At 63.1% G+C, this 20,837-nt stretch carries 23 protein-coding genes; 15 read left to right on the plus strand and 8 right to left on the minus strand.

The genetic code is table 11. The annotated features are described in order from the left end of the window. Positions 1-99 precede the first annotated feature (99 nt). Positions 100-459 (plus strand): ArsR/SmtB family transcription factor, encoded by a 360-nt coding sequence (locus tag ISP25_RS07280; protein ID WP_404612800.1) that lies wholly within the window; start codon positions 100-102, stop codon positions 457-459. A 185-nt stretch (positions 460-644) separates the two neighbouring features. Here the strand turns inward: ISP25_RS07280 and asnB are convergent, their stop codons facing one another. The 8 genes from asnB to ISP25_RS07320 all read right to left on the minus strand — a co-directional run bounded on the left by asnB (position 645) and on the right by ISP25_RS07320 (position 9,241). Then, positions 645-2,555 (minus strand): asparagine synthase (glutamine-hydrolyzing), encoded by a 1,911-nt coding sequence (gene asnB / locus ISP25_RS07285; protein ID WP_404612802.1) that lies wholly within the window; start codon positions 2,553-2,555, stop codon positions 645-647. Positions 2,556-2,597: 42 nt separating this feature from the next. Next, a complete protein-coding gene (locus ISP25_RS07290; RefSeq protein ID WP_404612804.1) occupies positions 2,598-4,121 on the minus strand; it encodes an ArnT family glycosyltransferase in 1,524 nt (507 codons plus the stop codon). Next, positions 4,118-4,426 carry a lipid-A-disaccharide synthase N-terminal domain-containing protein gene (locus ISP25_RS07295; protein ID WP_192154596.1) on the minus strand — a complete coding sequence of 103 codons (309 nt, stop codon included), beginning with the start codon at positions 4,424-4,426 and terminating at the stop codon, positions 4,118-4,120. Before ISP25_RS07295 ends, ISP25_RS07290 begins: the two co-directional genes overlap by 4 nt. 5 nt (positions 4,427-4,431) lie before the next feature. Then, positions 4,432-4,722 carry a lipid-A-disaccharide synthase N-terminal domain-containing protein gene (locus ISP25_RS07300; protein WP_404612806.1) on the minus strand — a complete coding sequence of 97 codons (291 nt, stop codon included), beginning with the start codon at positions 4,720-4,722 and terminating at the stop codon, positions 4,432-4,434. Then, positions 4,719-6,251 carry an ArnT family glycosyltransferase gene (locus tag ISP25_RS07305; protein WP_404612808.1) on the minus strand — a complete coding sequence of 511 codons (1,533 nt, stop codon included), beginning with the start codon at positions 6,249-6,251 and terminating at the stop codon, positions 4,719-4,721. The genes ISP25_RS07300 and ISP25_RS07305 overlap by 4 nt, the downstream gene beginning before the upstream one ends. A 119-nt stretch (positions 6,252-6,370) precedes the next feature. Further along, positions 6,371-7,459: a glycosyltransferase family 9 protein gene (locus ISP25_RS07310; protein WP_404612810.1), complete on the minus strand. Its 1,089-nt coding sequence runs from the start codon at positions 7,457-7,459 to the stop codon at positions 6,371-6,373. A 171-nt stretch (positions 7,460-7,630) separates the two neighbouring features. Beyond that, positions 7,631-8,131 carry a type 2 periplasmic-binding domain-containing protein gene (locus tag ISP25_RS07315; protein ID WP_404612812.1) on the minus strand — a complete coding sequence of 167 codons (501 nt, stop codon included), beginning with the start codon at positions 8,129-8,131 and terminating at the stop codon, positions 7,631-7,633. Positions 8,132-8,137: 6 nt separating this feature from the next. After that, the gene (locus ISP25_RS07320) at positions 8,138-9,241 is read right to left on the minus strand and encodes a porin (protein ID WP_404612814.1); all 1,104 of its coding nucleotides are present in this window, start codon (positions 9,239-9,241) and stop codon (positions 8,138-8,140) included. Positions 9,242-9,502: 261 nt separating this feature from the next. Here ISP25_RS07320 and ISP25_RS07325 point away from each other — a divergent pair, with 261 nt between their 5' ends. The 14 genes from ISP25_RS07325 to ISP25_RS07390 all read left to right on the plus strand — a co-directional run bounded on the left by ISP25_RS07325 (position 9,503) and on the right by ISP25_RS07390 (position 20,837). Next, the gene (locus tag ISP25_RS07325; RefSeq protein WP_404612816.1) at positions 9,503-11,206 is read left to right on the plus strand and encodes a sensor histidine kinase; all 1,704 of its coding nucleotides are present in this window, start codon (positions 9,503-9,505) and stop codon (positions 11,204-11,206) included. Further along, positions 11,203-12,576, plus strand: a complete 1,374-nt coding sequence (locus ISP25_RS07330) for a sigma-54-dependent transcriptional regulator (RefSeq protein WP_404612818.1) — start codon at positions 11,203-11,205, stop codon at positions 12,574-12,576. Before ISP25_RS07325 ends, ISP25_RS07330 begins: the two co-directional genes overlap by 4 nt. Before the next feature lie 653 nt (positions 12,577-13,229). After that, positions 13,230-14,486 (plus strand): tyrosine-type recombinase/integrase, encoded by a 1,257-nt coding sequence (locus tag ISP25_RS07335; protein WP_404612820.1) that lies wholly within the window; start codon positions 13,230-13,232, stop codon positions 14,484-14,486. A 66-nt stretch (positions 14,487-14,552) separates the two neighbouring features. Continuing rightward, positions 14,553-14,873: a hypothetical protein gene (locus ISP25_RS07340; protein WP_404612822.1), complete on the plus strand. Its 321-nt coding sequence runs from the start codon at positions 14,553-14,555 to the stop codon at positions 14,871-14,873. After that, on the plus strand, positions 14,870-15,160 hold the full coding sequence (locus ISP25_RS07345) for a hypothetical protein (protein WP_404612824.1): 291 nt from the start codon (positions 14,870-14,872) through the stop codon (positions 15,158-15,160). Before ISP25_RS07340 ends, ISP25_RS07345 begins: the two co-directional genes overlap by 4 nt. Then, positions 15,157-15,468: a hypothetical protein gene (locus tag ISP25_RS07350; protein ID WP_404612826.1), complete on the plus strand. Its 312-nt coding sequence runs from the start codon at positions 15,157-15,159 to the stop codon at positions 15,466-15,468. The genes ISP25_RS07345 and ISP25_RS07350 overlap by 4 nt, the downstream gene beginning before the upstream one ends. A 60-nt stretch (positions 15,469-15,528) precedes the next feature. Continuing rightward, on the plus strand, positions 15,529-15,750 hold the full coding sequence (locus ISP25_RS07355) for a hypothetical protein (RefSeq protein WP_404612828.1): 222 nt from the start codon (positions 15,529-15,531) through the stop codon (positions 15,748-15,750). A gap of 19 nt (positions 15,751-15,769) precedes the next feature. Beyond that, positions 15,770-16,558 carry a hypothetical protein gene (locus ISP25_RS07360; RefSeq protein WP_404612830.1) on the plus strand — a complete coding sequence of 263 codons (789 nt, stop codon included), beginning with the start codon at positions 15,770-15,772 and terminating at the stop codon, positions 16,556-16,558. Positions 16,559-16,597: 39 nt separating this feature from the next. After that, positions 16,598-16,846: a helix-turn-helix transcriptional regulator gene (locus ISP25_RS07365; protein WP_404612832.1), complete on the plus strand. Its 249-nt coding sequence runs from the start codon at positions 16,598-16,600 to the stop codon at positions 16,844-16,846. Beyond that, complete coding sequence (locus tag ISP25_RS07370) at positions 16,846-17,154, plus strand: CHC2 zinc finger domain-containing protein (RefSeq protein WP_404612834.1); 309 nt, start codon at positions 16,846-16,848, stop codon at positions 17,152-17,154. Before ISP25_RS07365 ends, ISP25_RS07370 begins: the two co-directional genes overlap by 1 nt. Further along, entirely contained in the window at positions 17,151-17,621 is a 471-nt protein-coding gene (locus tag ISP25_RS07375) for a hypothetical protein (RefSeq protein ID WP_404612836.1), read from the plus strand. The genes ISP25_RS07370 and ISP25_RS07375 overlap by 4 nt, the downstream gene beginning before the upstream one ends. Positions 17,622-17,652: 31 nt before the next feature. After that, positions 17,653-19,002 carry an AAA family ATPase gene (locus ISP25_RS07380; protein WP_404612838.1) on the plus strand — a complete coding sequence of 450 codons (1,350 nt, stop codon included), beginning with the start codon at positions 17,653-17,655 and terminating at the stop codon, positions 19,000-19,002. Between the two features lie 418 nt (positions 19,003-19,420). Next, the gene (locus ISP25_RS07385; protein WP_404612840.1) at positions 19,421-19,747 is read left to right on the plus strand and encodes an HGGxSTG domain-containing protein; all 327 of its coding nucleotides are present in this window, start codon (positions 19,421-19,423) and stop codon (positions 19,745-19,747) included. A gap of 430 nt (positions 19,748-20,177) precedes the next feature. Continuing rightward, positions 20,178-20,837, plus strand: a complete 660-nt coding sequence (locus tag ISP25_RS07390) for a hypothetical protein (protein ID WP_404612842.1) — start codon at positions 20,178-20,180, stop codon at positions 20,835-20,837.

A 20,837-nucleotide genomic window follows, 5' to 3' on the forward strand; every position in this document is an offset into this window, starting at 1 on the left:
TGAAGGGCTGGATTCCGAAGCCCGTTCGCAGGCCGCCTGAGTCAGCCGACAGCGTGTCCCCATACACTGGCCAAGCCCCAGAGGAACACCCGCACCACCATGCAGACCAAGCAAGCCATCACGGTTCTTTCCGCCCTGGCCCAGGAATCCCGCCTGGCCATCTATCGCCTGCTGGTCGAGCATGCGCCGGATGGCCTGATCGTGAGCGCGATTGCCGAGCGTCTGAGCGTTGCAAACACCACGCTTTCCTTTCACCTGAAGGAACTGGTGCATGCCGGCCTGATCACCAGCCGACAGGAAGGCCGTTTCATCTACTACGCGGCCTCGATGGCAACCATGGACGATTTGATCGGCTATCTCACCGAGAACTGCTGCTGCGCCACCGGAAAGACCTGCGCGCCATCCAAGAGTGCGGCCCAGGTAACAAGCGCGCGCAAGCGGGGCGTCAAGCCAGCCTGAAGAACGCCATTGCGGAAAGCCGAGAGTGACCTAAGGGCTTTTTCAAAATGTCCGCTATAGAAGGCGCTGGATTCACGCTTGCACCGGGATAGCTGGCACGAAACCCATCGATTTCCGGATCACAATAAGCACCCGGGCGACGTATCGGACAACGCCGGCGCGCCGGAAGAGTCAGGTTTCTGTTGTCAGAACGAAGACGCGCACAAGGGTGCCGCCTGTGTCGGCAGTTCGTGCACTGGAGTGACTTCTCCCTGAGCTTCCTTGGCCCATTCCAGCCATTCGGAAAGCACGATGAGGTTCCATAGGCCGCGCGCATGATCTCCCCTTCGCTGCATGTGTTCCTCCATCAGCGCCAGGGCCGCGTCCGTCCGGATGCCAACGTTGCAGAGAGCCTCGCTCAGCAACCTTCCCGTTGCCCAGCCGTGAAGAGGTCCGCGCAACCATTGGCCAAGCGGCACAGAGAGGCCGCGCTTTCGGCGCTCGATGATTTCCGGCGGCAGATAGCGACGCGCATAGTTCTTCAGGAAAACCTTGGTGCGAAGCCGCTTGATCCTGGCGTTTATCGGCAACGTGCTCGCGTATTCGATTACCGCCCGGTCGAGAAACGGCGCCCGGATCTCCAGGCCATGACACATCCCGCCGCGGTCGGCCTTAGCCATCAGGGCATCAGGCAGTGAATGCTCGAAATCGTAGCTTTGAACCAGGTCGAGCAGAGCCAGCCCATGGTGCTCGGCCTGATCCATCGGGCAGTCCATGCCCAGCCGCCGGATCCACTCCGGCGACAGATTCGCGTTCCAGAGCAGATGTCGTGTCAGGCCATCGTGTGCTTGTCCGTCGACGAACTCCTTGAGCAGGAAGGACAAGGCGACTTTCTTGTCGCTTACGGGAAGCCCATCGACAACGCGCCGGACCACCCTGCGAAGGGTTGCCGGCAGCCTGCCGTATTGCGACGACCACAACGCACCAAGATACGTCGGATACCCGCCGAACAATTCGTCCGCGCCTTCACCGGCAAGCAGCATCTTGACATCGCGGGATGCGTGCCCGGTTACCGAAAACAGCGGCAACCATGCCGGATCGGCCAATGGCTCCCCCGTCGTGCGGACGAGATGCCTGAGCATCTGCGGCACCTCGGCTGCGCCGAGCGTAACCGTAGTCAGCGGACAGCCGTGCATGCGGGCGACGACTTGCGCGCCGCTTCCTTCGTCGAAGGAGCTTTCCTCGAAGCGGACGCAGTAAGCCCTGAGCCGGTGCGCCGGCCGCACCCGGCGCGTCACGGCCGTGATGAGCGACGAATCCAGTCCACCGCTGAGCAGCACGCCGTAATCCACGTCGACATCGGTCTGTCGCTCGACCGCATTGCGGAAGATGGCGTCAAATGCGGAGGCGCTGGGCGGAGAAGTCTGTCTCCTGCCGATGGGAGGCGCCCAGTAGCGGGTGTAGCGCGTCCTGTTTCTTTCCCGCACGATCATCTCGCCGGGACAAACCTTGAACTGCTGGGAAAGCAGTGTCCTCGGTGACGGGCAATAACCCGACCGCAGGTAGTGTCCCAGCGCTTGCCGGTCCATCGCCGCATGCGCCGGTACAGCGACCTGCAATGCAGCGAACTCCGATGCAAAACAAATGCCTTGCGCGGACACGGCGTAGTACAGGTGCCTTTCCCCGGTGCGGTCCCTGGCAAGGATGAGGCGCCCTTTCCGGGGATCCCACAACGCCATCGCGAACACGCCATCGAGGTGTTCGAGAAAACCAAGGTCTTTCTCAAGGTAGAGCGGTGCGATGACGGCGATGTCGCTGCTCGAACCGATCACGTGTCCTTGCGCGGCGAGCGAGGTACGTAGGGCGCGGTGGTTGTCGATCTCGCCGTTGCAAGCCACGACCACGCCGGACTCGTGGACGAACAGCGGGGGTTGCACCTGATCGACACCGCGTATCGCCAACCGATTGGCGCCCAGGCCGACGCTCTCGTCGACGTATTCGGCTTGCCCGTCGGGACCGCGATGCCGCATCGCCGAGAGCATGGCCTGCACCTGGCGCAGGATCGCCTCATGGGAGCCATCGTGGTGATTCATCAAGACACCGCCAATGCCGCACATGTTCGCCAGTTCCTGGTGGATTGCGGGTGAAGGCCGGGCGCGTCAGATGCCCGCGACGAACAGCAGGTCCTTGCGCCACGCGCCGACCGGCGTGATCGACGCGCGGCAGCGACCCAATGCATCGTCGAGATCCCGCCGGGGGATGGTGTGATCGACCAGCAGCAACGACTGGCCCTGCGCCTTGATGGCGCCGCATATCTGCATGGCTGCGTCCGCATCCATCCAACGAACGCCGTAGACGGGCTTGTCGAGGTACAAGCGCATGCCCCATGGCGTCTGCTCTTCGATGGCATAGCCGTCGGTGGCTCTCTCCACGAACACGAGTGCGCGGTAACCGATGCCGGCGGTGGTCGCCGCCACTTCCCGCGAGCCAACGCCATCGTCGATGTCCGCGCCGTAGCCATGGGCGGGCAAGGCCTTGATCACCAGCAGAACCACCAGCCACGCGGCCAGCAGAAGCGTGTTGCGGCGGAGCGCAAGATCGAACGTCGGCGCCATGCGCGACGCCACGAGCAAGGCCAACGGCAGGAACAGCGGAAGCAGGTACAACGGAAGCCGGGATTTCGCCAGGCAAAAAATCACGAAGGGAATGGCAACCCACAAGAGCAGGAACAGGTGGATCGAATGCGTCGCCCGCCACATCCTCCACGACGATGGGCTTGCCGCTGCCCTGACCGCACCCGCTGCACCGCCCCACCACGGCAAACTGCCGAATATCAGCACGGGGGCGTAAACCAGGATCCAGCCGAAGGCTCCCGAGTGCCGCACGTACATATGCGTGAAGATCCGTCCATAAACCTCGTCATGGATGAAGTAATGGAATAGCCACGGATATCGGGAAATCGCCAGGGCATACCAGGTGAAACCGACCACCAGGAACACCAACAGGCCGGCGGGCGCAAACAGGCGGCCCACGGCGCGCCAGCCCTCACACAGCACGGTGAAGGCAATGATCGCCAGCAATGGGAGCAGGCCAGGCGGCCCCTTGGTGAGAAACGCGAGGCCAAACCCAAGCCACATCAACCAGCGGCCATGCCGCGACTCTGACGCGGAACCGGGCCACGCAAACATCATGTATCCGAGAGCGGCGAGGCCCTCGGCAAAGGTCAGCAACACATCCGTGCTGATGATGTTCGACGTCAGGAAGGTGAAGATGGAGGTGGCGTATACCAGCGGAGGCAACCACGGCTTGTACGGACAAACCTTGCGCCCCATCGCGAACAGGACGAGCAGCGTGGCGAGGTAGGCCAGCGCATAAGGCAGTCGGGCCGCCCAGGTGTTTCGCCCGAACAACTGCATGGATCCGGCGATGACCCAATACGTCAGTGGCGGCTTGGAAAAGTTGAGTTCGGCCGGACTGTAGGAGGGCACCATGTAGTTGCCCGAGTCCAGCATTTGCAGTGCGGCATCCACGTAGCGCCCTTCGTCCGGCCCCCACAATCCGCGCGAGCCCTGGAAGGCGAAGCCGAGAAGAAGACCCAAGGCAACGATCCACAGCAGTGCCTGCGACGGTCGCAATGCAGCGGCACTTCTGCTGACGACGCGTACGTCGACGCTTCCGGTCATGGCGCACTCCGGGGAACGGGGTGGCGCTCCGTCGCAGCCTTGGTCGACGTACTGCGGCCGATCAGCTGCAGGTTTCGGCAGAAGATCGCCAGCGTCATCGCCTCCCCGGCAATGAAAACCGGATCGCGCCGATGGATGGCATAGGCAAGAATCAGCATGCCGGCGGCGACACTGATCTGCCAGAACGCTCGTGGGAAACGACTCTTGCCGAGCATCTCGCTGTGCAACCACTGCACGACGAAGCGTGCGCCGAACAACGCCTGACCCAGCAGGCCGACTGCCAACCAGACGGATCGAGCATCCATGTGGTTCATCGCGAAGCCTCCGCGATATCCGCGCGCGCTTCGCGCCGGCGCAACTGGATGTTGCGGCAATACACACACAGCCCCGTGGCCTGCCCGACGATGAACACCGGGTCGCGCCGCTCGATGGCGTAAGCAAGGAGACCGATGCTCCCCGCGGCGCTCGCATACCAGAACGACATGGGAATGCTGCTTTCGCGTCGCCACTCGCTGTAGATCCATTGCATGAGGAAACGCGACGAGAAAACCAATTGGCTGCCCATGCCAACGACCAGCCAGAGGGCGCCGTTTCCAGTCACAGATCCTCCTGCGGCAAAGCTTTTGCCAGGGCCTGCGCCGGCCAAACGGCCAGCGATATGCCGCGGAACGGCTGGACGTAGATCGCCTGCGAGTGATCCGCCTCGCTCAGCCGTTTCGGATAGACGATGACGAGTCCATTGGCATGCTCGCCCGACCACTGCTGCAGCGCATTCGTGCTGTGCAGCTGTTCGACCGGTCGGGTAAGGCGGCCAAGGAAGGTGTATTGGCCATCGTTCGATTCGAAGCTGGCTACGGGGCGATTTTCCCGTTGCGCCTCGGCCACCAGATGACTGACGGGTGCGAAGTCGTAGGCCGGCCACAAGGTCAGGCTGAAGAGGCCGTTCGCCGCTACGGCTGCCACGAGCCCCACGCCCGCCACGCGATAGAGCTCACCCTTGCGAGGCACGGCCAGAACCAGGGCCAACAGCAGATACAACACGCCGAATGGCGGGCTGTGGGAGGCCATGACGGGATACAACGGATCGGACAGTGCATGGCGGGCAACTAGCCTATCCAGCCCGAGCAGGGCCACTCCTGTTGCCGCAAGCAACAGGGCAAGCGGCCAGGGCGACAGCCAGCGACTGTGCACCGCCCCCGATGCCTCGGCACGGGCGAGCGCGACCGCCATCACCATCGCCATGCCGGCGAACTCGGGCAGCAAGTAGTACGCCTGCTTGCCGCTGATGACCGAGAAGCCAAGCAGTACCGGGATCAGCCACGCAAGGAGAAAGCGCGCACCGGGATCCAGCGGAAGACGCCAGCGCAGCAACGCAACCCACACGCGAGGCCAGAGCGTAAACGGAAATGCCAGCACAGGGAGCAACGGCAGATACCACCAGAACGGATGTGCGTGGGCGAAGGCGTCGACCACGCGGCCCGCGGTCTGGTGCACCAGCAGCATGCGCTGGTACGACTTGCCGCCGATCCATGCCGCCGGGAGCGCCCACGCCATAAGCACGGCGCAAGCAGCTACGCAGCAAATGCCGCCATGGAGATACCACTTGCGGCGGTTCTGTCGCGCCCATTCGCTCCACAGCGGGCCAAGCAACCAGGGCACGCCGGCATGCAACAGCACCACGGGTCCCTTGGTCAGCAAGCCGAGGCCGAGGGCTAGCAGGAATCCACCGAAATGCGGGGCCCTGCCGTGCACGGCTGGTGCCAGGCACAGCAGAGCAGCCAGGACACAATCGGCCATCAACACTTCGTACATGACTTGCAGGCCGAACAGGAACCCGTACGTGAAGGCCAGCAGGATCCACGCGGTGGCGTGCGCGATGCGCGTGTCCTGCGGAAACAGATTGCGTGCCAGGCGCCATGCAAGCAGCAGCTCGATGGCGCCCAGCAGCACCTCCAGCAGGCGTGGCCAGACATCATTGACGCCGGCCACGGCCCAGCCCAGCTGAATCAGCCATAGCAGCAACGGCGGTTTGTCGCTGTAGGGGAGGCCGTTGAGGTACGGCACGAGGATGCTGTGGTGAAGCCACATCTCCCACGCCACGGAAAGCGTCCGTGTCGAATACATGGGCATGGGGCCATGCTGGAAGATGGCAACCAGCGCCACGCCGCCCCAGAGCGGCAACCAAACATAGGGCAGCAGTCGCGCTATGGATTCACGCGAAAGAACGTGGCCTGGCGGCCGCGACGGGATCATGGCGCCAGCGCTTGCCGCAAGGACACGTCGTCATGGCGCGAGGACGCAGGCATGCTTGCGTCGCGCCCCAGCAGTTGAGAGTAGTTCTCCACCACCCGGCAAGCCACCTGGCGCGCCGTCAGGCCGGGGGTCTGGAGCGGGCAGTTGCCTTGTCCGTAAGGTGCGTACACGGACGCATCGGTGACGCAGAACATGCCTATGGTTGCCGTCCGCGACGCCACGGCGAGATGCATGACGCCGCAGTCGGCGGTGATCATGAGATCCACGCCTGCCATCACCGCGCCCATGCGGCGTATGTCGGACGAGTAATAGGCTGGCCACTCCGCGCCCAGCATCGAACGCCCATGCATGGGAATCAGCTCGATGATGCTGGCCGTCGGGCAAAGCAGCTTGAAGGTGTCGATGAACTCGCGCCACCACGACATGGGATACCGCTTTTCGCCCGTGGCATTGGCGAACACGCCGACCACCGGAGGGGACGTGGTTTGCCGGGATTCGGACAGCAGTTGGTTGATTGCGCGGCGGCCGCTATCCATCTCCGGGTCGGTCAATCGAATGTCGAGCGTGGGCACGCTGTCCTGACGGGTGGTTTCAAGTTCCAGGGCCCAGCGCAACAAATTCACCGGCCGCTTGGCCATGTGTTGCCCCGCGACGTCGGTCGGCGCCGCATGGGTCAAGCCATCGCGTTTCGGGTTGTCGCTGAAGCCGAGCTTGTACGTGCCCCGAAGCAGACGCGTCAGCGTCCTGCTGAAGCCGGAGCCGACGCAGGGATCGATGATGAGGTCGTAATGCGTTCCGCGCACGCGTCGAATCAGCCGCAGGAACGGAAGCGGATGCTTGAAGCCACGTTTTGGCAAGCAATACACGTTCTGCACGCTGAAGAAGCTGGCGAACACTTCCTTGGCGATGTCGCCCTCCGAAATGACATCGATTTCCGCCCCCTTGTAGTGCCGTTCGAGCTCGCTGATCAGTGGCGTCAGCAGAACGGTGTTGCCAAGGCGATGGTTGGGCCGGCAGATCAGGATGCGGAAGACTCCCTTGCGTGGAAGCGGGGTATCGCAGCGGCGAGTCAGAATCTGATTCAAGCGGCACCAACGTAGAAGTGGATGGGACGGACTCTGTTGCTACGTGCACAGCGAATTCCGTGCCATTGGCACAACTATTTGATGCACATGGAAAAGACGCCCTCCTTTCGAGACGGGCCGGCATGCAGTCTGCAAAATTTGTCTGCACGAATTGGCGTGCCGACGCGTGCTTCAGGGTGACGCGTGACGCTCCGGGCACGCCGGCAGTTCATTGCCCGGCTTGGATGGAAGCGTGATGGTCATCACCACACGTACCGACGCGTCCACCTGGCATGCCGCCACGTAGCCAATCGCACCTGGCGTCTTCGCCACGAACTGGACAACGGCATCGGGCGACGCAAGCACGTAGGGTGGACTCACACCCTGGAAGTACTGCTTGTTCCAGTAATCCTGGAGTTGCACACCGTCCATGTGCAGGATCGCGTGCGCAAACGCGTCACGCAGGGAATCTCCGCTCGGGAGGTTGACCGGGGTAAGCCTCCGACCATGGTCGTCCACGAAGATCCTCTTCAGGTAGACGTTGCGCAGCGTGTCCTGATTGAAGGTCAATTGAGGCGCATCGGGCGCGGTAATGATGGCCATCTGCGACGATGCAGCCCAGGACGCCGGGGCGAACGCCAGCAGGCCCCCCATGGCCAGTCGTTCCAACCATTGCCGGATGCGTCCGCGCATGGCTCGTCAGAACAGGATCGCGGCGGAAGCCAGCCAGCCGGTGGGCGCCAGCAGCAGGTTGTGGTTGCCGTCACGGTATTCGATCTTCAGGACGATGCCTTCGATCGGCTTGAAGTTGATGGCCGTGGTGCGGATGGTGCTGGTCTGCTCCGGTGTCGAGGAGCGGTAGCGCTCGTAGCGCTCGATCAGGTAGAACCGGCGCCACAGCGGTATTTCTGTCTGCACGAATCCGCCGCGTTCGTCGGGTCGACGGTCGGTGCTGCTGCGATAGATGGCCTCGCCGGTGAAATCGATGTAATGCGTGGTCCAGCTGAAATCGAGGCCGCTCAGAAAGTACTTGTCGCGAGGCGATTCCAGCTCGTAGCTGAGGGCAGAAGCGCCGACGCTCAGCGAATCCCCGAACAGGTGGTACAGCACCCGGCCACCGACTGCCTGGCGAAAATTGTTTTGCAGCGTCTCCGTCGTACCGAAATTGGTGTACGCATTGTCCTGGTCGTCGCCGATCCTTAGGTTCTTCGTGTCGTCGGCAAACACCCAGTAATCGAGGTCGTTCCCATGCACGGGAAGCGTGCCGAACATCATGGCGCCCGTAGCATGGAGTGCGAAGGCCGCCGACGTCGAAAGCGGTCGCGATATCGTCCAGGTCAGCGGGTCGGCATGCACCAGATTCCACTCGCCGACGGGGGTGAGGAACTTGCCGAAGCGGAAGTTGACGTACGGGTTTGCGTGGTAGTCGACGTACAGGCGCTCGACATCCAGCTCGGCGTCGTCGACATCGGTGCGTCCCCGGCTGGTCACCGGGTTGGCAGCGTCGATCTCGGTGAACAACTGCCACTGTGCCCCGATGTCCTGGGTCAGGAACAGGCTGAAGTCGTGGACGTTGTAACTGGTCTTGGTGCCCTGGACGTCATAGAAGTTGAAGTCCGCGTAACCGCCTATCCGCAGCCCCGTGCTGGGGAAGTACAGGCCTTGGCCCAGCGTGTAAGGGGCCGGTTGCCAAACGCTGCTTGCGTTGCCACTGTCGGCAGCCACGGCTACCGATGCGTGCGCAAGCCCGAACAGCAAGGCGGCCACGCCATAGCGCAAAAAGCGGCACAGGTACCTGTTCATGGAGTTGTTACCGGCAAGTGCATGGAGCGGAGCCGACACGTATGGGCCATGTCGTCGAGTATGCGAAACCTCAAGGAAGGCGCACTCCCCATGTCGGATCGGCGCCGCACGAATTCTGCGACACTGGGATAGGAGACCGCAAAACAGCACCCCTGACCATGGGCGCCCCCAGTACCACCCTCACGCGACGGCATTCAATTGACAATACGAGCCGCCCTTTTTCGCCTGCTGTTCTGGACTCTGCTGGGCACGGTGCTGGTCGTGGGCGCGTTGTCGTTTTACCAGTTCCGCACCGCGCTCAGAACGGAGATCGCGGCGAACCTCCGGTTCGGCGCCAGCACGGTCATGCAGCGCATCGATACCTTGCTGTTCTCCCATATCGAGAACATGCGCGTGTGGAGCGGGCTGGAGGTCATGCAGGACATCCGCATCCACGACGTGGACAAGCGCTTGTCGCACTTTCTTTCGGACCTGCATGCAGGACAGGGAAGTGCCTACACTGCCCTGCTGTGCACGGACGAATATGGCCGGGTGGTCGCGGCCAGCCAAGCGGCCTATATCGGCACGATGGCGCCGGTCGCCAGGTCCTGGCGCGTCATTCCCGGCGACAGGCTCGGCGGCGTGAGCCTGGCACGGGTTCCCGATGCCGATGGCGGAACGACCCTTTTGCGCACGGCGATCCCCAATGCATTCGGTGAAGGCAGCCTTGGCTATCTCTATGCCGTGCTCGACCGGCATGTCGCACAGCAACTGCTGGACGATGCCGTTGACCACGGGCCGCGGAGCCTGTTGTTGCTTGATGAAAATGGCCACGTGATCGCGGCGTCTGCCGCGCTGCGCGCACGCATCGATGTGGGTCGACTGACGCTGAACTGGCGTCTGCCTGATCAGGGAGCCGTGTCTTACGTGCGCGATGGCGGCGTGCTGGGCTACGGCACGGTTCTGGTAGGCGTGGCCAGATCCGAGGGCTATCAGCAATTCCAGGGCCTGGGTTGGCACATCGTGATGGTGGAGCCCACCCTTGTGTCCTTCGGGCCGATATGGCGCTTGTTGTGGGCGATGCTGGTGGTTCTCGTGCTGACCCTGATCGCCGGTCTGTGGATCTCTTCGCATCTGGCCCATCGCATCGCCTTGCCGATCATGACCCTCACCGATTTCACGCGCAGCTTCCGTCAACGCGACGTAGCCCTGGTGCCATTGCCAGCCACCAACATCCTCGAGCTCAAGGAGCTGCATCACGCCTACGCGGAGATGATCGATGATTTGGCGAAGTCGCGCGAGCAGGTCGTACGCGCAGGCAAGCTCGCGGTGGTGGGGGAAATGGCGGCGATCATGGCGCACGAAGTACGCACGCCTCTCGGCATACTGCGCAATTCAGCGCAGCTGTTGCAGCGGCAACCCGAACTGGGGGAGCGGGAGCGCGAGCTCATCGGCTTCATCTTCAGCGAAACCGAGCGGCTCAATCGCCTGGTGACCCTGTTGCTCGAATGCGCGCGCCCGACGCAACCGGATTTCAGACCGCACGATCTGCATGCCATCATCGACAGTGTGCTGAGCATTCTGGCGTCGCGGGCCGAGAAGGCAGATGTTTCGCTCTCCTGCAGCTTCGCCGAGCCAGAACTGATCTTCCTGTGCGACCGGGAGCAGATCATGCAGGTACTGCTCAACCTGGTACTGAACGCACTCGCGTTTGTCGGCGACCATGGACACGTGCAGATCGCCACGCGACTCGACGGTCCGGTATTGCAGATTTCCGTGAGGGACGACGGACCCGGCGTACCCCTCGCACTTCGGCAAGCCATCTTCGATCCCTTTTTCAGCCGCCGCGAAGGTGGCATCGGCCTCGGGCTGACCATCGTGCAACAGATCGTGCATGTGCATGGTGGCGAGATCGCCGTGGGCGAAAGCCCGTGGGCCGGGGCATCCTTCAATCTCACCTTTGCAATGAACAGGCAGGATCGATGAGCGCCAAGCGCATCCTCATAGTCGACAACGAAGCCAAGATGCGGCGCATCCTGGAGCTGTCGCTCAAGGCAATGGGGCATATCGTGTCCGAAGCCGCGGACGGGGCCGCGGCGCTGTCCATTGTCGAAAAACAAGCTGTCGACCTGGTCCTGACCGACTTGCGTATGCCGGGCATGGACGGCATTGCCCTGCTCGCCGTGTTGCGCGAGCGGGGCATGGACGTTCCCGTCATCGTGATGACGGCCTATGGCACCATCGAAACTGCCGTAGAGGCCATGAAGCTCGGCGCGGTCGATTACATCATTCGCCCATTCGAAATGGAGACCGTCGAAATGGCGGTCACCCGGGCGCTGGCCATGCAGGCTGTGCAGCGCGAAAACAGCTTCCTGCGCGAGGAGGTTTCGCGCGGCTGGGGTGCCTTCGTCGGAACAAGCGCCGCCATGCAATCGCTCTACGAGCTGATCCGCCAGGTGGCGTCAACACGCAGCAATGCCTTCATTGTCGGAGATACCGGCACAGGCAAGGAGCTGGTGGCACGCGCCATCCACGAAGCCTCTGGTCGGACGGGCTTGTTCGTGCCGATCAACTGCGCAGCCATCCCGGCAGAGTTGCTGGAGAGCGAGCTTTTCGGACATGTCAAAGGTGCGTTTACCGGCGCCGTGCGCGATCGCGTCGGGAAATGCGAGCTGGCCAGCACGGGCACGATCTTTCTCGACGAAATCACCGAGATGCCCGCCAACCTGCAAGTCAAGTTGCTGCGCGTGCTGCAGGAAGGGTGCATTGAAAGGCTGGGAGCCAACGGAACGGTTCCGGTGGACCTGCGGGTCGTGTCGGCCACCAACCGGGATCTGCAGCAAGCGGTGGAAAGCGGCGCGTTGAGGCGGGATTTGTATTTTCGCCTCAACGTCGTGCGCATCGATGTGCCAGGACTTCGTGATCGCCGAGGTGACATCGCCTTGCTGGCCAATCACTTTCTACGCAAACATGCGCTGGAGCTGGGTCGTGCCGTGCCCAGCCTGGATTCGCATGTTCTGCAGCGTCTCGAAGCTTATGAATGGCCCGGCAATGTGCGCGAACTCGAGAACATCATGGAGCGCGCGGTTGTTCTGTGCCGTGGCGAAGAGATCACCCTGGCGCATCTGCCGGTGGAGCTGGTCCATCAGCCGCCCAGCCGCTCCGCACCACCCGTCACGCTTGTCGACAATGAAGGTTCCCTCAACCTGAAGGCTCAAGTCGAAGAACTCGAATGTCGACTCATCAAGTCAGCGCTGGCGCGTAGCGCCAATAACAAGGCGGCAGCAGCCCGCCTGCTTGGCATCAGCGAACGGACCCTCTGGTACAAGCTCAAGACATACAAGGTGGAGAGCTAGACCGGATTGCCCGGCACCCGCCAATGGCCGCGAACAAATTGACCAAGTTCTGGCGGAAGTTCTAGCCAAGATCCTCCGCTGGCTTGGTCCGGGAATGCATGACGACCGGTGCCCAGGTGCAGCCAGGAAGCCGAGAGGCGTAGCGGACTCCCTGGGTCCTCAGGGCCTTGTCATTGAAAGCAGAACGCAACGGGGCGGCGCTGATCGAAGCATCGAGGTCAACCCGGGCTAGGTCTAACGCATGCTGATGCGCCGTCAGCAATTCCAGTGGGCGAAGGCTGCGAGTCACTTCACGCCTGCCTGTCTCACGTTCTTGATGCGAAGACAAATCTCTGTCGAAAGTGCCAGATGCCTAAGGGTGCCAACCGGAGATAACTTGGGTACGCATATCAGCTCACTGCGGAGCGACAAAATCCAACCTCGAAAAAGCAAAAACCCCTGTAAAACAGGGGCTTCGCAATACTGGCGGAGAGAGAGACTGTCCGTCAAACTTCCCACTGAATCCCATGTCGTCCCTACTCGTCACTAAGCCGAGTAAACCGCTTCAAAATGGCACTTATCTCCTGCCCCATACCATCCCTTGACATCCCACAACATCCCGGCGCAATGTATGGGGCACAGACAGGGGCGTTCGAGTTTGGCGGAGAGTTTCCATGGCACTGCACGTGAACCGACTGACGGCGACGGGCGTGAAGACCGCCAAGCCCGGCATGCACGCCGATGGCGGCCTCCTGTACCTGCTGGTCAAGCCAGACGCCAGCGGCACCGAGTACCGGAAGTCGTGGATCTTCCGCTACCGCGATCGCATCACCGGCAAGCTGCGCGACATGGGGCTGGGTCCGGCTTGGGACGTGAGCCTCGCTGAGGCGCGCGAAAGGGCTGCTGAGCTCCGGCGCATGCTTCGCGACGGCAAAGACCCGATGGAAGAGAAGCAGACGAAGAAGACCGATGCGCGCCTGAAGCAGGAGCGTCGCCTACCATTCGGCAGGTGCTGCGAGCTCTACATCGAAGCGCAGCGCAGCGGCTGGAAGAACCCGAAGCACGCCGCACAGTGGGACAGCACCCTGCGCACCTACTGCGAGTCGGTGTGGAAGTTGCCGGTCGACCAGATCGACACCGCGCTGGTGATGAAGTGCCTGGACGGGATCTGGACGGACAAGACCGAGACCGCGAGCCGCCTGCGTGGGCGCATGGAAAGCGTGCTGGCCTGGGCGACCGTCCGCGGGCTCCGCGCCGGCGACAACCCGGCGCGCTGGCGCAACCACCTGGACCAGCTGCTGCCGGCGCGCAACAAGGTGCAGAAGGTGCAGCACCGCGCAGCCCTGCCCTACGCCGACATGGGGGCGTTCATGGTCGAACTGCGCCAGCGTGACGGGCTCGCTGCGCGCGTCCTGGAACTGCAGATACTCACCAACACCCGACCGGGCGAGGCCGCCGGGGCGCAGTGGCCAGAGATCGACCTGGACGGCGCTGTGTGGACGATCCCGGGCGCGCGGATGAAGGCCGGCAAGGAGCATCGGATTCCCCTCGCGCCGGCCGCCGTGAAGCTCCTGCGCGGCCTGGTGCACGTCAACGACAACGTGTTCCCCGGCGTGCGCAACAAGCCCATCACCACCGAGGCCGCCATGAAGCTGCTGAAGGAGCTGCGCCCCGGCCTGACCGCGCATGGCTTCCGCTCCACGTTCCGCGATTGGGGCGCCGAGACCACCAACCACCCGCGCGAGGTGATCGAGCAGGCGATGGCTCACCGCCTCAAGGATGCCGCCGAGGCGGCCTACCAGCGCGGCGACATGCTGCAGCGGCGCACGCGACTGATGAAGGACTGGGCCGCCTACTGCGGCACGACCACGAAGGGCGACAACGTCGTCACGCTGCACAGCGCAGCGAAGAAGAATCGGGCGAAAGCCTGATAAGCGGCTCACGGCGTGCGACAACACGCCGGGAGCCTTCCACAACCGTTCGATAGGAGAACGATCATGGCAACTACGATTGTACCGCTTCGATCCATCTACCCCCGCTGGCATCGTTTCTGCGATCACTGCAGTAACGAGTTCGAGGGTCAACAACTGTTCTTCAACCACCGCGAGAACGCGGCCGGCGGGTTCACTTGGGCGCTGTGCCGCGATTGCATTAGCGCGCTGAATAGCAAGCGCAAGTCTGTCCGCGAGAACGCATACAAGCGCGCGATGGTTCGCCACGCTGCGCGGTACTCCGAGGAGTTCTGTCAATTCGTCGCGCAGTGGTATGGCGTGCGTCGCGTACATGCGCACAAAGAAGCCAAGGGGGCGCACGCATGAACGCCCGCGCAGACACAGCCGTCGAAAGGCCCGCACCACTCCTTGGCGACTATTACCGCAGCACCGAATGCGAGAACGCCGTGGATGTGGCCGACCGCAAGCTGGCCCAAGCTGAGGCTTTGTCCCAGATGATGTATGGCGAAGAGGGGAAGGCTTTCCGAGGACTCGGCGACGACATTCAGGACAACATCCACTGGTTGCTCTCTGACCTGCTCGGCGAATGTCGCTTGTATCGGCGCAAGGCCAGGCAGGAGGCGGCTAACGCACGCATGGAGGCCCAGTCATGAGCGACCACCCCATCAGCAGAAAGGCGCACAAGCTTCCTCCGCCCCGGATGACCATTCCCAGCGAGATGCGTTGCCGACCTCGTTGTGCCAAACCGCGCCCCTATCGGCGCAGTGTCGAAAATGCAACCTTGCACCGGGCGCGATACGAGGCCGTGGTAGATGTACAGCTAACCGACGGGACGGTGTTTATCGGTTACCCGTTGAACCCTGCCGCGCCCATGACACGCTTCCAGGCTAGGAAGCTGCTGAAACGGTACAGGCGAGATTTCCCCAACGCCTATTGCATGGTGACGAAAAGCTTCGACTGAAACACCTGCCATGCCGCGCCAGTTCGCCTGCTGGTGCGGCCTTTTCAGAGGGGAATCCGCATGGGAATTGCCACAGTAGGACAGTACGAAGTCAGCAGCTTGGCTTCTTGCAGGAACGCACAGCAAGGATGGCAGGGTGAGTACACCATCCGCCGTGGCGATGAGCTGATACATCGTGAAACCGCGCGTGAGTATCACCTAGGCGTGCTCGCCGCCTGCGAACACGCGCTGGAACTTGGCAAAGAATATGCGCAACGCCTGATTGACGAAGCTCTCTCTTGAAGGGCATGGAGGTAGGCGCGTGGACGAGCATGCAGCACCCCAACCACCAGCAACAGAGGATGTATGGCACCCACGACTTTCGCGAACCGAGCGACATGAGCGTTTCGCACGCAACTTCAGTGACGAGCAGATGCGCAGTCTGAAGGATCTTGGGTGCACTACGGCACAGATTGATCGTTTGCGCATTTCTCTGCGTGTCATCGCTGCCAGCACAACGCCTGCGATACCGGCACCGAAGCTGGCTGATGTGCGAGCGCCACTTGATGACCTCGCCAAGAAGGCGAAGGAAACGGCAAAAGCCTTGGAATCCCTTCTGAAGGCTCCCGAGAGCAACGATGCGCGCACTGAAGCGAAAGAACGACTTCGTGATGCGATTTTCTCGCTCTACCCTGATCGGTGCCGCCCAGATCCCCATAAGGTGGGCTTTTACAACGATTACGACGAGTGCATTGAGGAGGCCAAGCGCCTACTCGATAAGGTTCACGAGGTTGAGAAGATCGCCGCGAAGGCGCGCGAGGATATGCCCACCAAAGCCACTAGGGCGCGGATACAGACACGCCCGATTGGTCACATTCACTCCGCCTTGAGCTTCAACTTTGCGCCAACACCACGCCAGCCAAAGGAGCTCATTCCGCCGAGCGTGTCGATCACGAGTCCCTTCCGCAAGATCGTCGGCATTTGCTACGAGGCTGCCGGCGCGACCACCGCCGACCCAGAGCGCGCCATTCGCGCCTACTACAACGATCAGAAGAAGTTGGACAAAGGCTCGGAAAACTCAACCACGAATCGTCCAAGTAAGCGGAAGTGACGGCTAGCACCATCACCTCGTCCATTGAGGTGATGCCCCATGCAGCCCAAGCCGTCCACTACGCACCCCATCCCCACCGAGATCAAGCCCGCGCGCTTCCTGCGCCTGCCGGAGGTCTGCTCAACCACCGGCCTGTCGCGCACGCAGATTTACCGCCTGGCGCAGGCCAAGCAGTTCCCGGCACCGATCAAGCTGAGCGAGAAGGCGTCCGCGTGGATTGAGGGCGAGGTCGCGCAGTGGTGCGCCGACCGCATCGCCGCCTCCCGCGGCGAGAAGGCGGCCGCGTGATGAGCCGCTCGTCCAGCGCCTACCTGCCGAAGGACTGGCACGGTCGTCTGCCTGCTCCAGCCATCTACTACGCGCAGCACCTTGGCAATCTCGACCAGGCCGACGCGAATGGTTGGGCACCTGCACCGTGTCCGTTCCACGATGACCACGGCGCGTCGCTGAGCGTGAAGCTGGTCGGCACCAAGGGCGCCTATCGCTGCGACACCTGTGGCAACCATGGCGACATGGTGGCCTTCCACATGGCCTGCACCGAACTGCCGTTCAAAGAAGCGGTCCGCGACCTGATTGGGCTCAGGGGGCGCGCATGAGCGCCGCCCGCAGCTTCGTCCCCATCAACCCGGCAGACCTTCTGCTGCCTCGCCTGGATGGCGTGCGCAAGGCTGGCAGAGGCTGGATCGCGCGCTGCCCGGCGCATCAGGACCGCTCGCCCAGCCTCTCGATCACGGAGCGCGAGGATGGCGTTCTGCTGGTGCACTGCCACGGCGGCTGCGAGGTCGCTGACGTATGCGCCGCGGTGGGCTTGAAGGTCGGCGACCTCTTTCCGCGTACCGACACGCGCTCGCTCACGCCACAGCAGCGCCGCGAATTCCGCCAGACCGCCATGATTCCACGCTGCCGTGCTGCGCTGAATGTCCTGGCCACCGAGTCCACCGTCCTGCTGCTGGCGGCCGACCAGCTCAGCGACGGCCACCCGCTGAGCCCGAACGACCTGACCCGCGTCCGTGTCGCCGCCTTGCGTGTATTCGACGCGAAGGAGGTGCTCGGTGCACGCTGATTCCGAGGACTTCGAAGCCTACGCCGACAGCATGATGGGCGGCGACCCAGGCAACGTGCGCCACCTGCCCATGCCTGCCCCCACCGAGCCCGACGACGGCGAAGCGGCCAAGCGCCCGCTGAGTGCTGCGCTGGCACTCGCTCTGACCACGTACTCCGCCGAGGAACTGGAGGCCTCCGGCAGGCCCCACCCGCACGCCTTCATGGGCGGCGAGGCTGGGCTCTTCCCGATCAGTGAAGTGAGCGTGGTCGCCTCCCCGGGCCGCGAGGGTAAGACCTACAGCCTGGTGGCCATCGCCGCCGCCTACGTCCGCGGCGAGACTCTGGCCGGCCTCGACCCGATGCCGAAGCGCACCGCGGTCATCTACAGCGCCGAGGATGACCGCGCCCAGTACGCCCGCAAGCTGGGTGCATTGAAGTGGATGCTCGGCGACACCACGAACAGCATCGAATGGTGGAAGCGCATCCTCGTGCCGGACCTCGAAGATTCAGGCATCCGCGAATGGCGCGAGCTGGTGCGCGTGAGCGCACTCACGCGCCGCCCTGAAAAGTCCCAAGCCGTCGCCGCGATCATCAACGCCCTTGCCCCGCGCATGGACGACGAGGTCGCGCCCGGGCTACTGATCTTCGAGACGGCCAGCACGCTGTCGGACGCCGAGGAAGACAACACGGGACTCAAGGTGCTGGTCTCGGCACTCAAGGACATCGCCAAGGCGCTCGGCATCGCGGTGGTGCTGGTGCACCACACCAGCCAGGCCGGCGCCAGCAACCTCGCCACGCTCAACCCCACCACCGCCGACATCCGCGGCGGCACGGCGCTGACCGCCAACGCACGCCAGTGCCTCATGCTCGTGAACCTGGGCAGCGAGGACGATCCTTTCCCCGACAGTGATGCCCGCACCGTGTTACGCAAGATGTGGGCGCCCCTCGAACGCCGGCGCTTGTCGATGCTGATCTGCCTGGACAGCTCCAAGTCGTTGCCACCGCGGCCGATCGCCTTCGCCTGGGAGTCCACCCCCAAGCATGGCCCCGCGCTCAAACCCATCGGAGCGCCGCAGCACCTTATCGGCGCAAGCTGGCGCAAGGTGCGCGCCATGATCGACGGGAAGCGCGCAGACGCCCGCGCGGACGCCAAGGCTACGGAGGTGGCGGCCAAGGTCCAGAACGTCGTGGAAGCCGTCAGGAGGCTGCAGGACGCCGGCACGCCGGCCAGCGCGAAGGCTGTATCGGCAGCATGCAGTCGCACCAAGGAATGGGCCCTCCCCTACCTGCAAAACGCGGTCGAACAAGGGCTGCTGACCACGAGCACCGAACGACTCCCGCACACACGGAGCGACACGACGATCTACCGCGCTGCCAACTGGGCAAACGGGGCGATGTAATGAATCTGCCCACTGCCAGCACAAACCGCACAACCGCGCCGCTTCAACTGGGCAGGCGACTGAGCAGGCATGAATCTGCCTACTGCTACGGGAAGGAACGAGGCAGAAAGACGCGCCTTCATGGGCGCTTTCTGCCCGTTCCCTCCGCACCGTCGGATGACTGGACTGGGCAGATCTATATAGGGGTGTGGGGGATCTGCCTACCCAGACGTTCAGGCTCGGAAACCGCCTTCGGCGACGACGGAAAGCCCCGGGCCGATACCGCCCAAGGCGCCCACTTCGTGCCTGCGTGTGCGCGGGTGACTTTGGCCGAGAGCCTGACCAAGAACATGACCGAACCGGACCATGCCGTGCACATCACGCGGGTGTGCGCGCGAGTGAGTCTGGTGCGATGGATGGCGTTGCGTGAGGCGAAACCATGAGCGAACGCGAAGTAACGCGGCGTGGCATCGGCCCTGACTACGTCGGCGACGACACGAGCCTCTGCAACGCCCGCACGAAGTCCGGCCACCCATGCCGCGCCACGGCGCTGCGAGGCGGTCGCTGCAAGTGGCATGGCGGCCTCTCTACTGGCCCGACCACCGACGAGGGTAAGCGCTGTGTGGCGATGAACCTCCCGCGGGTGCGCGCCAAGCACGGCGGCATCTCTCCCGGTACGACCAGCCGAACCTCCGACGACGAACTTCAGGCCCGCGCTTATCGCTACCTCAAGGCGATCAGTCACGAATCGACCACCAAACCATGACCGCCACGGGGCCTCGCCGAATCCTTTCGCATCCGCCCGTTTCGTACTGAGACACGCGCAAAAAATGCAGGCGCACATCGCATCGACTTCGCCGCCCCATACCCAGACCCACCCATCCACCAGGCACTGACCATGTCCGACCAACAGAAGAAGCTCGAAGCCCTCACCGCGCTGGCCAAGCTATCGCCCTTCGAACTCTCCGCCGTGATGGCGAAGGTGGAGCGCGAGAAGGACTAGAGGCTCGCCAAGGCTGAAAGGGCCGACAGGCTCGCAAAGAAGACCGGCCGCCACCCCTTCGCGGTCACTGGCAACCGCTCTACCGCGTCAACGATCCGATCACCACCGAACGCGCCATGTCCCGACTCAAAGCTCAAAGCAGCGACCTCGCAGCTGCCGTCATCGACCACCTGTCCACCAAGGAGAACACCCAATGACTGATACCACTCATCAACAGCGCGTCCTAAACGCATTGGAGGCTCATCGGGGTATTGGAGCCCAGCGGCAACAGAAAATGGACGTATTGAGCCAGCTATCCGCCGCAGGGGATCCCGAGCGCGACATCCGTTCTCAGCTCGACGCCTTGGACAAGGCCGAAGCCGATGCGATGGACAAGTGGGCGGCGGCAGGGGCAAAGGGAGACGCGCCCGCGCTGGATCATGCGGCACGCGAGGCACTGGTTCGCCAACTTGCCGAGAGCCAAGCGCAGTCCGTGGCTGCAGATAAGGCCGCTCAAAAGGTGAAGGGGCAGATCGCGGAGCTCAACAAGCAAGGCGACGCGGCACTCGCACTGCACAAGGTCGAGTCGCTGGCTTACCTGACCTCATTCGCTGAAGAACTCGGCGAAGAGTACCGGCAGGCACGAATCCAGGTTGAGCGTAGTCGCGCCATGCTCGTCGCGCTCGATCGCTTGCTCGCCCAAGCCCAGACCTTGAGTGATCGGCGCACAACGGCATTTCTGCCGCTGGTGGCGCCCCACCTTCAGCAGCGCGACCTCTGCATTGAAAAGGTTCAATCCGCGGCCATGGATGCCGCCACGGAACACTGGCGCACGCTGTGGGCGCAATGCATGAGCGGCAAATTCACCGAGTAA

This window comes from Rhodanobacter hydrolyticus (assembly GCF_044904645.1).

Excerpts from the sequence above, each read along its gene's own strand:
- ISP25_RS07280 (WP_404612800.1), top strand. The coding sequence starts at position 100 with ATGCAGACCAAGCAAGCCATCACGGTTCTTTCCGCCCTGGCCCAGGAA.
- asnB (WP_404612802.1), bottom strand. The coding sequence starts at position 2,555 with ATGTGCGGCATTGGCGGTGTCTTGATGAATCACCACGATGGCTCCCAT.
- ISP25_RS07290 (WP_404612804.1), bottom strand. The coding sequence starts at position 4,121 with ATGACCGGAAGCGTCGACGTACGCGTCGTCAGCAGAAGTGCCGCTGCA.
- ISP25_RS07295 (WP_192154596.1), bottom strand. The coding sequence starts at position 4,426 with ATGGATGCTCGATCCGTCTGGTTGGCAGTCGGCCTGCTGGGTCAGGCG.
- ISP25_RS07305 (WP_404612808.1), bottom strand. The coding sequence starts at position 6,251 with ATGCCCATGTATTCGACACGGACGCTTTCCGTGGCGTGGGAGATGTGG.
- ISP25_RS07315 (WP_404612812.1), bottom strand. The coding sequence starts at position 8,131 with ATGCGCGGACGCATCCGGCAATGGTTGGAACGACTGGCCATGGGGGGC.
- ISP25_RS07320 (WP_404612814.1), bottom strand. The coding sequence starts at position 9,241 with ATGAACAGGTACCTGTGCCGCTTTTTGCGCTATGGCGTGGCCGCCTTG.
- ISP25_RS07330 (WP_404612818.1), top strand. The coding sequence starts at position 11,203 with ATGAGCGCCAAGCGCATCCTCATAGTCGACAACGAAGCCAAGATGCGG.
- ISP25_RS07335 (WP_404612820.1), top strand. The coding sequence starts at position 13,230 with ATGGCACTGCACGTGAACCGACTGACGGCGACGGGCGTGAAGACCGCC.
- ISP25_RS07340 (WP_404612822.1), top strand. The coding sequence starts at position 14,553 with ATGGCAACTACGATTGTACCGCTTCGATCCATCTACCCCCGCTGGCAT.
- ISP25_RS07345 (WP_404612824.1), top strand. The coding sequence starts at position 14,870 with ATGAACGCCCGCGCAGACACAGCCGTCGAAAGGCCCGCACCACTCCTT.
- ISP25_RS07350 (WP_404612826.1), top strand. The coding sequence starts at position 15,157 with ATGAGCGACCACCCCATCAGCAGAAAGGCGCACAAGCTTCCTCCGCCC.
- ISP25_RS07355 (WP_404612828.1), top strand. The coding sequence starts at position 15,529 with ATGGGAATTGCCACAGTAGGACAGTACGAAGTCAGCAGCTTGGCTTCT.
- ISP25_RS07365 (WP_404612832.1), top strand. The coding sequence starts at position 16,598 with ATGCAGCCCAAGCCGTCCACTACGCACCCCATCCCCACCGAGATCAAG.
- ISP25_RS07370 (WP_404612834.1), top strand. The coding sequence starts at position 16,846 with ATGAGCCGCTCGTCCAGCGCCTACCTGCCGAAGGACTGGCACGGTCGT.
- ISP25_RS07375 (WP_404612836.1), top strand. The coding sequence starts at position 17,151 with ATGAGCGCCGCCCGCAGCTTCGTCCCCATCAACCCGGCAGACCTTCTG.
- ISP25_RS07380 (WP_404612838.1), top strand. The coding sequence starts at position 17,653 with ATGATGGGCGGCGACCCAGGCAACGTGCGCCACCTGCCCATGCCTGCC.
- ISP25_RS07385 (WP_404612840.1), top strand. The coding sequence starts at position 19,421 with ATGAGCGAACGCGAAGTAACGCGGCGTGGCATCGGCCCTGACTACGTC.
- ISP25_RS07390 (WP_404612842.1), top strand. The coding sequence starts at position 20,178 with ATGACTGATACCACTCATCAACAGCGCGTCCTAAACGCATTGGAGGCT.